Source organism: Pseudomonas sp. HTZ2 (assembly GCF_033173945.1).
GTDB lineage: Bacteria > Pseudomonadota > Gammaproteobacteria > Pseudomonadales > Pseudomonadaceae > Aquipseudomonas > Aquipseudomonas guariconensis.
This window is the reverse complement of record NZ_CP137332.1, coordinates 2,886,354-2,900,231: the sequence shown is the minus strand read 5'-3', so window position 1 is coordinate 2,900,231 and position 13,878 is coordinate 2,886,354. Positions and strand designations below refer to the sequence as shown.

At 61.0% G+C, this 13,878-nt stretch carries 12 protein-coding genes and 6 tRNA genes; 1 reads left to right on the top strand and 17 read right to left on the bottom strand.

The window, feature by feature from the left end:
* Positions 1-5: 5 nt before the first annotated feature.
* The 10 genes from R6G97_RS13445 to phnN all read right to left on the bottom strand — a co-directional run bounded on the left by R6G97_RS13445 (position 6) and on the right by phnN (position 10,203).
* The gene (locus R6G97_RS13445) at positions 6-1,319 is read right to left on the bottom strand and encodes a cytochrome c (protein WP_090345418.1); all 1,314 of its coding nucleotides are present in this window, start codon (positions 1,317-1,319) and stop codon (positions 6-8) included.
* A 10-nt stretch (positions 1,320-1,329) separates the two neighbouring features.
* Positions 1,330-3,117 (bottom strand): GMC family oxidoreductase, encoded by a 1,788-nt coding sequence (locus R6G97_RS13440; protein ID WP_043210963.1) that lies wholly within the window; start codon positions 3,115-3,117, stop codon positions 1,330-1,332.
* 1 nt (position 3,118) lies between these two features.
* Positions 3,119-3,874: a gluconate 2-dehydrogenase subunit 3 family protein gene (locus tag R6G97_RS13435; protein WP_043210965.1), complete on the bottom strand. Its 756-nt coding sequence runs from the start codon at positions 3,872-3,874 to the stop codon at positions 3,119-3,121.
* A gap of 143 nt (positions 3,875-4,017) precedes the next feature.
* On the bottom strand, positions 4,018-5,004 hold the full coding sequence (locus R6G97_RS13430) for a 2-hydroxyacid dehydrogenase (protein WP_043210968.1): 987 nt from the start codon (positions 5,002-5,004) through the stop codon (positions 4,018-4,020).
* Positions 5,005-5,013: 9 nt separating this feature from the next.
* On the bottom strand, positions 5,014-6,291 hold the full coding sequence (locus R6G97_RS13425) for an MFS transporter (RefSeq protein ID WP_317847087.1): 1,278 nt from the start codon (positions 6,289-6,291) through the stop codon (positions 5,014-5,016).
* A 65-nt stretch (positions 6,292-6,356) separates the two neighbouring features.
* Positions 6,357-7,310: a sugar kinase gene (locus R6G97_RS13420; protein ID WP_090345415.1), complete on the bottom strand. Its 954-nt coding sequence runs from the start codon at positions 7,308-7,310 to the stop codon at positions 6,357-6,359.
* Complete coding sequence (locus tag R6G97_RS13415) at positions 7,303-8,073, bottom strand: AP endonuclease (protein ID WP_043210974.1); 771 nt, start codon at positions 8,071-8,073, stop codon at positions 7,303-7,305. The genes R6G97_RS13420 and R6G97_RS13415 overlap by 8 nt, the downstream gene beginning before the upstream one ends.
* Before the next feature lie 82 nt (positions 8,074-8,155).
* Positions 8,156-9,178 (bottom strand): LacI family DNA-binding transcriptional regulator, encoded by a 1,023-nt coding sequence (locus tag R6G97_RS13410; protein ID WP_317847086.1) that lies wholly within the window; start codon positions 9,176-9,178, stop codon positions 8,156-8,158.
* A gap of 156 nt (positions 9,179-9,334) precedes the next feature.
* A tRNA-Arg gene (locus tag R6G97_RS13405) sits at positions 9,335-9,409 on the bottom strand.
* 194 nt (positions 9,410-9,603) lie between these two features.
* Complete coding sequence (phnN, locus tag R6G97_RS13400; protein ID WP_043210976.1) at positions 9,604-10,203, bottom strand: phosphonate metabolism protein/1,5-bisphosphokinase (PRPP-forming) PhnN; 600 nt, start codon at positions 10,201-10,203, stop codon at positions 9,604-9,606.
* 346 nt (positions 10,204-10,549) lie between these two features.
* Between phnN and R6G97_RS13395 the strand changes: the two genes are divergently transcribed.
* On the top strand, positions 10,550-10,876 hold the full coding sequence (locus R6G97_RS13395; protein ID WP_003254499.1) for an Arc family DNA-binding protein: 327 nt from the start codon (positions 10,550-10,552) through the stop codon (positions 10,874-10,876).
* Between the two features lie 67 nt (positions 10,877-10,943).
* On the opposite strand, the gene mgtE is transcribed toward R6G97_RS13395, so the two are convergent.
* The 7 genes from mgtE to csrA form a co-directional block, all read right to left on the bottom strand.
* On the bottom strand, positions 10,944-12,386 hold the full coding sequence (gene mgtE / locus R6G97_RS13390; RefSeq protein WP_043210979.1) for a magnesium transporter: 1,443 nt from the start codon (positions 12,384-12,386) through the stop codon (positions 10,944-10,946).
* Positions 12,387-12,787: 401 nt separating this feature from the next.
* Positions 12,788-12,864, bottom strand: a tRNA-Arg gene (locus R6G97_RS13385).
* Between the two features lie 73 nt (positions 12,865-12,937).
* Positions 12,938-13,014 (bottom strand) — tRNA-Arg (locus tag R6G97_RS13380).
* 73 nt (positions 13,015-13,087) lie between these two features.
* Positions 13,088-13,164: transfer RNA gene (locus tag R6G97_RS13375), tRNA-Arg, on the bottom strand.
* A gap of 73 nt (positions 13,165-13,237) precedes the next feature.
* Positions 13,238-13,314, bottom strand: a tRNA-Arg gene (locus R6G97_RS13370).
* A gap of 106 nt (positions 13,315-13,420) precedes the next feature.
* Positions 13,421-13,511, bottom strand: a tRNA-Ser gene (locus tag R6G97_RS13365).
* A gap of 72 nt (positions 13,512-13,583) precedes the next feature.
* On the bottom strand, positions 13,584-13,772 hold the full coding sequence (csrA, locus tag R6G97_RS13360) for a carbon storage regulator CsrA (protein ID WP_043209419.1): 189 nt from the start codon (positions 13,770-13,772) through the stop codon (positions 13,584-13,586).
* Between the last annotated feature and the right edge of the window lie 106 nt (positions 13,773-13,878).

Below are 13,878 nucleotides of genomic sequence, written 5' to 3'. Positions count from 1 at the left end.
TCACCTCACGGCTCCTTCACTCCTGTGGTATCGCCGATCAGCGACTGCGCCTTCAGTGCAGGCCGAGGCGCGGTGCGCAAATCAGCCACCTGGCTGGCCGTCACCGACGCTGCCTGGTTACCCCAACTGCTGCGAATGAAGTTGACCACATCGGCTACCTCTTGGTCCGTCATGCGCCAGGCGAAACCCGGCATGGTGAACGTCGATGGCGCAGTTGCCGTGGCCGGCAGGGTATAGCCGTCGAGCACGATGTGGATCAACGAGGTGGCATCAGCGCTCTGCAACACCGGGTTGCCCGCCAACGCCGGGAACACCCTCGCATAGCCCTTGCCATCGGTGCGATGACAGGCAGCGCAGTTGTCCACGTAGAGAGCCGCGCCGGGCTTGGTATCGTCCCCTTTCCACAATGCCTCGGCGACCTGGCGATCTTCCTGGAATGGCTTGTCGTCCGGATTCACCGGCGGCAAGGACTTCAGGTAGCGGGCAATGGCAGTGAGGTCGGCCTCGGTCATGTACTGCATGCTGTGCTCGACCACATCGCTCATGCCACCGAATACCGCGGTACGCTCGTTTCGCCCGGTCTTGAGGAAGGCGACGATTTGCGCCTCGCTCCAACTGCCCAGGCCATCCTTGTGATCCCCTCGCAGGTTCTTGGCGATCCAGCCTTCCAGCGGCGCGCTGCCGGAGAGGTAGGCATCCCCACCGGCAGCATCCAGGGCTTTTTCCTGCATGGTTAAAGCCCGGGGCGTATGGCAGGCGCCGCAGTGGCCAAGGCCTTCGACCAGGTAGGCGCCACGGGCCAGTACCGGGTCACGTCCTGCTGCGTCGAACGGTTTGACCTCAGGTGCGAACAAACCACGCCAGAACGCCAGCGGCCAGCGCATGCTCAGCGGCCAGGGGATATCGCTCTCTTTGTTTGCCTGCTCAACCGGCTGCACGCCGTGCATGAAATAGGCATACAAGGCCTTGATGTCGTCATCGCTGACCCGCGCATAGGACGGATAGGGCATGGCCGGATACAACGTGCTGCCGTTCAGCCCGATGCCCTGGCGCACGGCACGCTCGAAGTCTTCGAGGCTGTAGTCGCCAATGCCGGTCGGATCCGGGGTGATGTTGGTCGAATAGATCGTGCCGATGGGCGTCTGCATGGGCAGCCCACCGGCGAAGGGCTTGCCCCCCTTGGCGGTGTGGCAGGCCACGCAATCCCCAGCCCGGGCGAGGTATTCGCCCTGCTTGATCAAGGCCGGGTCGCTCATCTGGGCTGCGTGCAACAGGGTGCTGGCGCCCAGGCTCAGGGCGGCGATCAGAATACGTTTCATGGTCGGCCTCCTATGCCTGCACCAGCGGGCCGGGATTTTTCAGGTACTGCTCGCGAATGGCCCGCGCCGACCAGTACGTCAGCGCCGCTACCAGACCGGTGGGGTTGTAGCCCAGCCCTTGTGGGAAGGCCGAAGCGCCTGGCACGAACACGTTGTGGACATCCCAGCTTTGCAGGTACCGATTGATCGCGCTGGTCTTCGGATCGGTGCCCATGATCGCCCCGCCATTCAAATGAGTGGTCTGGTACACCGTGGCGTCGAAATGCTGACCGAACGCCTTCATCGACGCGGTGATCGCCTTGGGCCCCATGGCCTCGGCGATCTTGCGCATGCGCTCGACCATGAAGCGATTCATCTTCACGTCGTTGTCCTTCCAGTCGAAGGTCATGCGCAACAGCGGCTGGCCGTAGGCGTCCTTGTACACCGGGTCCAGATCCAGGTAGTTGTCGCGATAGGACTGATGCGCACCATGGGCATCCATCGACAGCATGTGGCTGTAGCTATCGGCCACTGCGGCTTTCCAGGCGCTGCCCCATTTGGGCGTGCCCGGCGGCACCTTGGTACCGGAGATGGGTTTGGTCCCGGCCTGGTTGACCCAGAACGGCGAGCCGCCCACGAACCCTTCGGGGCCGTGGTCGAAGTTGTCGGCATTGAAATCGTCCACCGCCACGCCATTGCCCCCGGCGCCGATGAACGGGTTGGTGTGGTGGCTGTTCTTGTCGAAGAACGCCGTCACGGTGGAGAGGTTCTGGAAGGCGAAGTTGCGGCCCACGACGCCTTCATTGCTGATCGGATCGTACGGCTTGCCGATGCCCGAGAGCAGCATCAGGCGCACATTGTTGAACTGGAACGCACCGAGGATCACCAGGTCCGCCGGTTGCTCCACTTCACGGCCCTGGGCATCGACGTAGGTCACGCCGGTGGCGAGGTTCTTCTCGGCATTGAGGTTCACCCGCAGCACATGGGCATTGTTGCGCAGCTCGAAGTTCGACACCTGGCGCAGGGCCGGAAGAATGTTCACATTGGGCGATGCCTTGGAATACATGTAGCAGGCGTAGCCACTGCAGAATCCGCAGAAATTGCACGGCCCCATCTGCGCACCGTAAGGGTTGGTGTAAGGCCCGGAGGTATTGGCCGAAGGCAGGTTGTAGGGGTGGTAGCCCACTTCCCGGGCAGCCTTCTCGAACAGCTGCGCCGAAACGGTGTTCTTTTGCGCCGGCAGCGGGAAGTCATCGGAGCGGTCCGCAGCGAACGGGTTGCCACCTTTGTCGCGGCCCACCACCTGGCCCTTGATCGTCCAGGCGGTGCCGGAGGTGCCAAAGACTTTTTCGGCGAAATCGAAGTACGGCTCGAGCTCTTCGTAGCTGACACCAAAGTCCTGGATGGTCATGCCCTCAGGGATGAAAGCCTTGCCATAACGTTCCTCGTAATGGCTGCGCATGCGCAGTTCCATCGGGTCGACCCGAAAGTGCACGCCTGACCAGTGCAGCCCTGCCCCTCCGGTGCCTGTGCCAGGCAGGAAAGCGCCGAACTGGCGGTACGGGACGGCAAGGTCGTTCACGCTGTGGCGCAAGGTCACGGTTTCGCGAGAGATGTCCATGAACAGCTTCTTGCGCGAGTTGTAGGTCAGCTCGTCCATGGTCTGCGGATAGACCCCGTCCGGGTAGGTGTCACGGGCAGGGCCTCGCTCCAGCGCCACCACTTGCAAGCCTGCCTCGGTCAGCTCCTTGGCCATGATCGCGCCGGTCCAGCCGAACCCGACGATGACTGCATCGACTTTCTTCATCACTTGGGCCATCTCAACCTCGCTCGCCACTGATCGATACCGGCGGGAAGGGGTAACGCTCATCGCGCTCCACCCAATCCATGAAATCGGCGCGCGCGCCAGGGAAGCCAATCAGCTTCCAGCCGGCCAGCCCTTGGTTGCCACCGTGCAGTGGGTCACTGAAAAAGCCTTCGCGGGTATTGAGCCAGAGCATGGCGAAGAAGGTCACCGCCGGTACCGAGGCAAGTGCTGCCTGGCCGCTGTCCAACGCTTCCAGGGCTTGCTGCTGTTGGGCCGGGCCCAGCTCGGCGAACGGTTTGCCCCATTGCGCCTGGCACCAGGCATCGGTCTCCTGGATGCCCAGGCGGTAGATCTCCTGTGGGCTGAGCTTGAGCTGGTAGCCCAGTTCGGCCGGGGCATCCGGGCGGAACGGCCCCTGCATGTACCACAGGCCGCCGCTGCCATAGCGCGTATTGAGCTGACGGTCGATGAACTCCGGCACGCCGGCTTCGGCGGCGCCCGGGCCGAGTGCGTCGGATGGAATCAGCACGGCCACGGCGGCGCTGATGAAGGCCCACTCCTCGGCAGTGAAAAAGGTCGGCTGATAGGCACGCGCCCTTCCCTGTTCAGGAGCAGCGGCAGGTGAGGGATCGGCAGGCTTGGCGGTTTCAGCGAGCACCACGCTACCCATGCCGGTGCTGGCGAGGGTCGCCACCGGGATGAGCGTCAGGGATTTTCGCAAGAACTCGCGCCGCGCCGGTTGTGCGAAGGCAGGTTCGTCGTTGGACATGGCTCAGGTCTCTTCTTCAATAGGTCAATCAGGTCGTGCAAGGCATACGCTCCGTTGGTCGGGGCTGTTGTTTTGGGTAAAGCATAGACATCGGGGTTGTAGCGACGCCCTCGCAGGCAAGCCTGCGAGGGGGGAACGCGGGATTACCCTGCCCGGCGCTCCCAGGCCTGGGGGTTGACCAGGTTCGCCGGACGCTCGCCTGCCAATGCCGCGAGCAGGTTATCCACCGCACAGCGCGCCATGGCTTCACGGGTCTCTTCGGTGGCCGAGCCGATGTGCGGGGTCACCACCAGGTTGTCCAGTTGCAACAGCGGCGAGTTCGCCGGCAACGGCTCCTGCACGAAGACATCCAGCCCGGCACCGCGAATGCGCCGCTCACGCAAGGCCTGCAACACGGCAGGCTCGTCCAGCACGCGACCACGGGAGATGTTCACCAAGATCGCCGAAGGCTTCATCAAGGCCAGCTCAGGGGCACCGATGAGGTTCTCGGTTTGCGCGCTCAGGGGCACGCACAGGCAGACGAAATCCGACTCGGCCAACAAGGCCTGAAGACTGCGATGGCGTGCCCCGTAACGCGCCTCCACCTCGGGGCGCGGCTGGCGGGTGTGATACAGCACCTGCATGCCAAAACCAGCGTTGGCCCTGCGCGCCAAGGCCTCACCGATACGACCCATGCCGACGATACCGAGGGTCTTGCCATGCACGTCGCAACCAAACTGCGCAGGGCCTATCCCGGCGCGCCAATGGCCGTCGCGGATCCAGCCGTCCAGCTCCACGACCCGCCTTGCGCAGGCCAGCAGCAGGGCGAACCCGGTGTCGGCTGTGGTCTCGGTGAGCACGTCGGGGGTGTTGGTCAGCAAGACACCGCGCCGGTCCAGCTCAGCGATGTCGTAGTTGTCCACCCCCACCGAAACGCTGGAGACCACCTCCAGTTCCGGCGCCAGGTCGAGCAGTTCGTCGCCCAGGCGCAGGCTCGCACCCAGCAGGCCGTGGGCGCCTGGCAGTGCCGCGCGCAGGCGGGCCAGACCGTCGGCCGCGGGCGCCTCGACCAGCGTCACTTCGGTGTGGGCCTGCAAACGCTGCATGAGCTGATCGGACAGGCGTTTGTAGAGAACGATGCGTTTCTTCATGGTCGGATCCTATTGACTGGGCGCCAGGCGCGGGCGCTGCACCTGTTGCGAAGGGTTGAGAACGGCGGTCAGGGCCACAGCCACCAGCAGCGCGCCGCACATGAACAGGTAGGAGGCACCTGGGCCACCCGTGGCGCCATTGAGGTAGCCCACCAACCACGAGCCGGAAAACGAGCCCAAGGCCCCCATGCTGTTGATCAGGGCCATGGCACCGCCGGCGACATTGCTCGGCAGCAGCTCCGGGACGATGGCGAAGAACGGGCCATAGGGGGCGTACATGCAGGCACCGGCAATCACCAGCAACGTGTAGGACCACCAGAAGTGCTCGGTGCCCAGAACATAGGAGCCATAGAACGCCAAGGCGGCAATCAGCAATGGCGGCCAGACGAAGCGTTTGCGCTTTTGCATCCGGTCCGAGGTCCAGGACACGCCCAGCATGGCCAGCACCGCCCCCAGGTAGGGGACCGCCGACAGCCAGCCAGCGGTAACGATGTCCAGCGCGGCAGCCTGCTTGAGAATCGATGGCAGCCAGAGCACGAAGCCGTAGACCCCAATGCTCCAGCAGAAGTATTGCAACGACAGGATGATCACCTTGGGCGAGCGGAAGGCTTCGCGGTAGTTCTTCACCGGCTTGATGCCCTGCTGCTCTGCGGCCAGAGCCTCGCGCAGCGCTGCCTTGTCTTGCGCGGCCAGCCACTTGGCCTGTTCTGGGCGGTCATCCACCAGGCGCCACCAGATGAAGGCCCAGAGCACGGCAGGCAACCCTTCGATGATGAACATCCAGCGCCAGTCGAAGTGCTTGACCAGGTAGCCGGAAACCACCGACATCCAGAGGATGGTCACCGGGTTGCCGAGGATCAGGAAGGTATTGGCCCGCGAGCGCTCGGCCCGGGTGAACCAGTGGCACAGGTAGATCAGCATGGCCGGCATCACCGCCGCCTCGACCACCCCCAACAAAAAGCGGATGCCGATCAACAGGTAGACGTCCTGGACCATGCCCGTGAGCGTCGCCAGCCCACCCCAAAGGATCAGGCTGACGAAAATGAGTTTCTTCACGCTGCGCTTTTCGGCATAGATGGCGCCGGGAACTTGGAAGAAGAAATAACCGAGAAAGAACAGCGCCCCCAGCAGCGAGGACAGGGCCGGGGTGATGTGCAAGTCATCGGCCATGCCTGAGGCCGCCGCGAAACCGTAGTTGGCACGGTCGAGGTAAGCGAGGCTGTAGGTGATGAAGACGATCGGCATGATGTACCACCAACGCCGTGGAGCAATTCGGTCGATCTGCATGGTGTGTCTCCTGAGCTTTTTGTTCTTGTTGCAACAGGTGCCGGCCAGGCCGGCAGGTTCGGTCGTCATGCGCTCGCGCGCATCTCGAAATGGTCCAGCTCAAAGCGTTGCGGCAGCCCTTCCATGTCTCCGCGCGATTGCACAGCCCGGCTGCCACACCAGTTGCCGCGCGTCACGGCGCGACGCAGGTCGTGGCCTTCGAGCAAGGCGCTGATCACGCCGACGGCAAAGGCATCGCCCGCCCCCACCGTATCCACCACCTGGGCCACCGGCTGCGGCGCTACCATGCCCTCGGCGCCCGCGGTATTGCGGTAGTACGCGCCTTGTGCCCCAAGCTTGATTGCCACCTGCTGCACACCACGCTCCAAGTAGAAGCCGGCGATGGCCTCGGGTGACTGCCTGCCGGTCAGCAGACGCCCCTCCTCCAGGCCCGGTAGCACCCAGTCGGCCTTGATCGCCAGGGCATTGATTTCCTGCACCATGGTCTGCAAGTTCGGCCACAGCGACGGGCGTAGGTTCGGGTCGAAGGACACACTCCGCCCACAGGCACGCATGGCATCCAGCAAACTGTGGGAAAGTTCACGGCAAGATGCCGACAAGGCTGGTGGGATACCCGTGGCATGGAGGTGTCGCGCTTTGAGCAGGCTTGGCCGTAGCACAGCGGATGACAGGTGACTGGCCGCAGAGCCACGACGAAAATACTCGACCTGCGGATCTCGCCCGTCGTCGCAGCGGGCCTTGAGTTGAAAACCTGTCGGATGTTCAGGGTCGATTTCGACGTCGTCACAGCTCAGCCCCTCACGGCGCAGGCTGGCGAGCACGAAGGCGCCGAGAGAGTCGGCGCCCACCCGGCTCAGCCAGTTCACTTTCAGACCCAGGCGGGCCAGGCCGATGGCCACATTGCTGTCGGCTCCGGCGATGCGCTTGGCGAATCCCTCGACCTGGGCCAGATCGCCACACTGCTCGGCCACGAACATGGCCATGGTTTCGCCGAAGCAGAGCACGTCCCAGTCAGCCATGGCACACCTCCGCCTCGAGCGCGGCCAACTGCACAACCTGCTCACGCGTGAACGTCAATAGATCGTCACTCACCAGGGGGTACTCGATTGCCCGCGGCACGCCTGGGGCAAAACAGGCCATCAGCTCACGCCAATCGGCCAAATCGCTCGCTTGCGGCGGGATCGCCGCCCTGCGGCCATCGGTGCGGCGCTCGACGGCCTTGCAGTGCACGTAACGCACCCAGGGTCCCAAGGCCCGCGCGGCCTGCAGGGGACACTCGTCCTGCCAGTACCAGTTACCGATATCGAAGGTCATGCCCGGTGCCAGGCCTAGGTTCGCAGCACGCTGGAAGAAGCTCAGCAACGGCTGCAGACGCCCGCCTTGAACGGTCTGGTCGTTCTCCACGTAGAGGGCTGTCCCCTGCCCCAGCAATGGGCGCAAGGCCTGAAGGTCGCAACTCTCGCGATAGTGGCCGAGGGAGACCTTCAAGGCTACAGCGCCAACCTCGTTGGCCAATTGCAACCGTCCCGCCACGTGCGGCTCCAAACTGCCATCCTCGCGCCACAGCTCCAGCGGTGTGGAGAACAGGCTTTCCAGGCCCAGCGCCGCACTGGCACTGGCAAGTTCGGCGGCGTCAGGCCATGCCTCGAACAACTCCTCGCGCCACTCCACGCGACACGCACCGGCCGCAGCCAGCAGAGGCAGGTAAGCGAGCTGACCATGGTGGCGTACGGTATCGGCGCCGAAGCTCGACAGGCTGATGGAAACAGGGTTCGCGTGCATCGTTGTAGTCCTTGTTCTTGTCGAATGAAACCGGTTTCATTTCCAGGTAAAAAACAGCGCGACACGCAGGCCGCGCTGTTTTTCAGTCAATGGGTCGGCTGGAACCTCGAACGATGAGTTCAGCACGAAGGTCCAGGCGCCGGGCGGGCAATCGACTGCCTTGCATACGCTCCAGCAGGCACTGGAACGCGGCCGCGCCGATGCGCTCAGTGGGTTGTGCCAGGGCAGTGATGCCGCCCCCGACCAACGGGTACCAATCCAGATCATCGAGGGCGACCAGGCCCAGATTATGGAACGGATGCTCGGCACGTCGGTGCAGATGCCGCATGACTTCAAGGGTAGCCACACCGTTGCAGCTGAACAGCGCCTGCGGACCATAACCTGCGCCCGCCAAAAATCCTGCCAACTGCTCCGGCAGGCGACTGCTCACTTCCAAGACTTGACCGCGCATGCCGGGCCTGCGTGCGATGGACGCCTGGAACGCAGACACCCGCTCCTGACGCGAACTGGTGCCATCGAGGGGCTCGGTGACCGCCAGGATGTCGCGATAACCTTGCCGCTGCAGGTGCTCCAATGCTTGTTCGACGGCGTCGGTGTTGTCTAGCCCCACCAGGTCGGTCTGCAGCTCAGCCAGTTGTCGGTCCACCAGCACCATCGGCAGCTCGCGGCCCAAGCTGGCCAACTCACCCGCATGGTGGCCAAGGGTGTTCACGATCAGACCATCGACGTTGTACGACTGCAGCGCCTGCAAGTGCAGGCACTCCTGTTCGTCATCGCAGTCGGTGTTGCACACCACCAAGCTGTAGCCATGCTGGCGGCAAGCCAGCTCGACGCCATGCATCACCGCCACGGAATAAGGGTTTCGGATATCGGCCAGCAGCATGCCGATCAGGCCGGTACGGCCTCGCTTGAGCGCGCTGGCCATACGATTGGGGCGATAACCGAGCCGTTCGATCACCGCCTCGATACGTTGGGCAGTGGCATCGGCGAGCAATTGCCGGTCGCCGCCGATGTAGCGCGAAACCGTAGCCTTGGAAACGCCGGCAGCCTGGGCTACCTCGCTGATGGTGACCCGCCCGCGGGCAGGCGCATGCTTCTTGTTCACCCTATGACCTTCTTGTCTGTACTTATGGGCAGGGTTATGAAAACGGTTTCAATAAATCAGGGATACGGAATTCCGTCAATCGAAAATCCCAAGGGGGACTGATTGCTTGATGATCGGTGATGGGGGACGAAAAGGTAATGCAGCATTACCGAAAGATGGCGTCCCCGGCAGGAATCGAACCTGCATCAAGGCCTTAGGAGGGCCCCGTTCTATCCATTAAACTACGAGGACGGATAGCTGGACTCCCACACGGGGAGCTCCATTCAAGATGCTTCGCAGCAGCCAGACTGGTGTGCGAAGGCGGCGAGCATCTTAACCAGCGTTCAACCGTTTGTCATGCCTGAATCGGCTTTTTAGCCGTAGCCCTTTTCAGCAAAGCAAGACTGCTCAGGCCCGCAGGAACGGTACCTCCAAGCGGGTCATGCCTAGACAGCCGGCTGCGCGATCACGCCCTCCTCGACCAGCAAGCGCAGCAAGGCCTTGACGGTATCGGCCAGGGAAGTCGAGTTGTCCAGCACATGCACGTCAGGGTCATCTCCGGCCTGCAACAGGGCACTGCGCGCCAGGCGCTGCTCGACCTGCTCCACTGACTCCCGCCCCCTGGTCAACAGCCGCTCACGAAGCACCTGGGGCGCCACTTCCAGGCGAATGGCCAGCAGGTTTGGATACCGCCGGCGCGCTTCTGGCAAATAACCACGAGACCCATTGACCAAGACATGGCGACCACTGGACAGCCATTCATTCACCTGCACCGGAATCCCATACTGCAGGCCGTTGGCCTGCCAGTGCATGGCAAATTCCCCGTCCTCGCACATCTGCTCGAACACCTCGGGGCTGACGCTAAGGGCAGCCTCCCCCCTGGACTCGGCCGATCGGGTAATGACGCGTCTGGCGACTTCGACGCCGTTTTCGAGTAAATGCACGCGCGCAGCATCAATAAGGGAATCTTTTCCCGATCCAGACGGTCCTATCAGAAATATCAGGCGACCTCCCAGCCGGGACGTCCCGCTTGCGTCATGTCGCATAGCCACTATGCTCAAATGAGGGAACCTGCATATTTTAAGGATTTTCTATAGCCATTGCTGATTTTTGACAGATTTTGGCGGCAATAAACTGACAGCCTCACGAGTCGAAAAAAGCAAAACTTTTCAAACCAGTACTCATTTCTGATAATTGGTACTGGCAAAAAGCCTTTATTCGGATCACTATTTGTCACAGAATTGACGCCAATGAAACGGCGGCCATAGGGCAAGATGAGCACCCAGATTTGAGAACACGGTTGAACATTTTGTCACCGCCACGGTCGTAGCCACCACCGTGCGGCCAATTTGAGAACCGCTTCCCCTGAACCAGAAAAACCGGTCAATGTATATGCGCCCAATGAAACAGGCTATCTATTCAAGCCGCACCGCTGACAAGTTCGTCGTCCGCCTGCCAGACGGAATGCGTGAGCGCATTGCCGAGGTAGCGCGCAACCACCACCGCAGCATGAACTCCGAGATCATCGCACGCCTGGAACAAAGCCTTATCCAGGAAGGTGCGCTGGGCGACGAGCTGAGCATGCGCCTGGACAGTCCCGAGCTGAGCCTGCATGAGCGCGAGCTGCTGCAGCGCTTCCGCCAACTCTCCCACCGCCAGCAGAACGCGCTGGTCGCCCTCATCGCTCACGATGTGGAAATGGCTGCAGACGCTTCCTGAGTTTTGCACCACCCATAAAAAAGCCAGCTCAATGCTGGCTTTTTTATTGCAGATCTGGTCCGGATGCTTAGAGCAGGAACAAGGTGGCCAACCCTAAAAAGATGAAGAAACCACCACTGTCGGTCACGGCAGTGATCATGACACTCGACCCCATCGCTGGGTCGCGCCCCAGACGGGTCAGGGTCATCGGAATGAGTACCCCCATCAACGCAGCCAGCAACAGGTTCAGCGTCATCGCGCCGGTCATCACCAGCCCCAGCGACCAACTGCCATAAAGCCAGAAGGCCACTGCACCTATCACCCCACCCCAGATCAGGCCATTGAGCAGCGAAACCGCCAGCTCCTTGCGCATCAGACGACCGGTATTACCCGGCGAGACTTGGTCCAGTGCCATGGCACGTACGATCATTGTGATCGTCTGGTTACCAGAGTTGCCACCAATACCCGCAACGATCGGCATCAAGGCGGCCAGGGCGACCAGCTTCTCGATGGAGCCTTCGAACAGGCCAATGACCCGCGAAGCCACGAAGGCGGTGATCAGGTTAATGGCCAGCCATGCCCAGCGGTTACGCAGCGAACGCCAGACCGAAGCGAAGATGTCTTCTTCTTCGCGCAGACCCGCCATGTTGAGCACTTCGCTCTCACTCTCCTCGCGGATGAGGTCGACCATTTCATCGATGGTCAGACGACCGATCAAACGGTCACTTTTGTCCACGACTGGCGCGGAAATCAAATCGTATCGTTCGAAGGCCTGGGCGGCATCATAGGCATCTTCCTCGGGATGGAAGGTCACCGGGTCATTGGCCATGACCTCCGCGACTTTCTTTTCCGGGTCGTTGACCAGCAGACGCTTGATCGGCAGCACGCCTTTGAGGATGCCGTCGTAGTCGACCACGAACAGTTTGTCGGTATGGCCAGGCAGCTCCTTGAGCCGGCGCAAGTAACGCAACACCACTTCCAGGCTGACGTCTTCGCGGATGGTCACCATCTCGAAGTCCATCAGCGCACCGACCTGCTCCTCGTCGTAGCTCAGGGCCGAGCGTACGCGCTCACGCTGCTGCGCATCGAGGCTTTCCATTAGCTCATGGACAACATCTCGCGGCAATTCCGGCGCCAAGTCGGCCAGTTCGTCCGCATCCATCTCCTTGGCGGCCGCGAGCAACTCGTGATCGTCCATGTCGGCGATCAAGGTCTGGCGTACGGCGTCGGAGACTTCGAGCAAGATGTCGCCGTCACGCTCGGAGCGCACCAACTGCCATACCGTCAGACGGTCTTCCAGCGGAAGAGCTTCAAGAATATAGGCGATGTCGGCGGGGTGCAGGTCGTCGAGCTTGCGCTGCAGCTCGACCAGGTTCTGACGGTGGACAAGGTTTTCCACCAGATCGTGGTGGTGACCTTCCTGACGGTGCGTCAGGTCCTCGACCACCCGCTGGCGCTGCAACAGTTCGATCACCTGGGCCAGGCGATCCTGCAGGCTCTCTTGGGCTTTCTTTACTTCTACTTCGGTCATAGGCGAACTCCACTCCCAGCAGCGGAGCACGCCGGGAGAATCAATCGGTCAGATCTAGCTTGGTAAATCGTGTTATCGAGTAACTACTGGGTAAGTCCATGGTGGTATTCCACTAGCCCCGGCGGGGCTGACGGGCGCAATCATACACTGCATCAGCTGTCAGATCGCTTAAAATTTTGGCCAGAACAATCGTTTGCGCGATAAAGCTACGACAACGCTCGAAACCAACAGTGCGACGGCGGCAAAAAAGAAAAAAGCACATACGACAGAATGTGTCAGACCTGTGCAACACCTGTTCTTGAGGGCATCGCACCTGGAATGAGCTTAGTTCGACATTGCTGACAATTCAGCGACACGGAAAAACAAAAAGCCCGCTCTAATCGAGCGGGCTTCTTGGTGTGTGGCGGACTCAGGAGGATTCGAACCTCCGACCGCTCGGTTCGTAGCCGAGTACTCTATCCAGCTGAGCTATGAGTCCGTAGGGTGGTATTTTTAGACCAGATTACCACTGGTTGCTGAAGCTGCCTTGACTGGCAAAACCGCCTCAAAAGTGGCGGACTCAGGAGGATTCGAACCTCCGACCGCTCGGTTCGTAGCCGAGTACTCTATCCAGCTGAGCTATGAGTCCGTAGGTGGTATTTTTTAGACCAGGTTACCACTGGTGAATGAACTGCTTTGACTTAACAAAACCGCCCATTAAATGGCGGACTCAGGAGGATTCGAACCTCCGACCGCTCGGTTCGTAGCCGAGTACTCTATCCAGCTGAGCTATGAGTCCGTAGGTGGTATTTTTTAGACCAGGTTACCACTGGTGAATGAACTGCTTTGACTTAACAAAACCGCCCATTAAATGGCGGACTCAGGAGGATTCGAACCTCCGACCGCTCGGTTCGTAGCCGAGTACTCTATCCAGCTGAGCTATGAGTCCGTGTCTTGCCGTGCATTATAGTTCGCTGAATCGCTTTGCCAAGCACTTTTTCGTTTAATTTCAACGACTTAAGTGATCTGCCAATTACAGCGCCCTACACGAAAAATGGCGGTGAAGGGGGGATTCGAACCCCCGATACCCTTATGAGGTATACTCCCTTAGCAGGGGAGCGCCTTCGGCCACTCGGCCACCTCACCGCAACACGGGGCGTATAATAACCAGACCCTTCCCCGTTTGCAAACCCTTTTTTGAAAAAAAATCGATAAAAATTAAAGGGTTGGTTCTTCGTCCTTCTCTTTCTTGATCCGCAGGTAGATTTCTTCGCGGTGAACGGCCACTTCTTTAGGGGCGCTCACACCAATGCGCACCTGGTTGCCTTTCACACCCAGGACCGTCACGGTGATCTCACCGTCTCCAATGATCAGGCTCTCGGCGCACCGACGAGTCAGAATCAACATAACTTTCTCCTCACGCAATTCAATCAGGGACAACAGTCTGTAATGGGCAGGGCCTAGGCCGGGAAAGCAGCAGGCCCAGGTGAGCCATCGCGCGAGGCAGGACAGG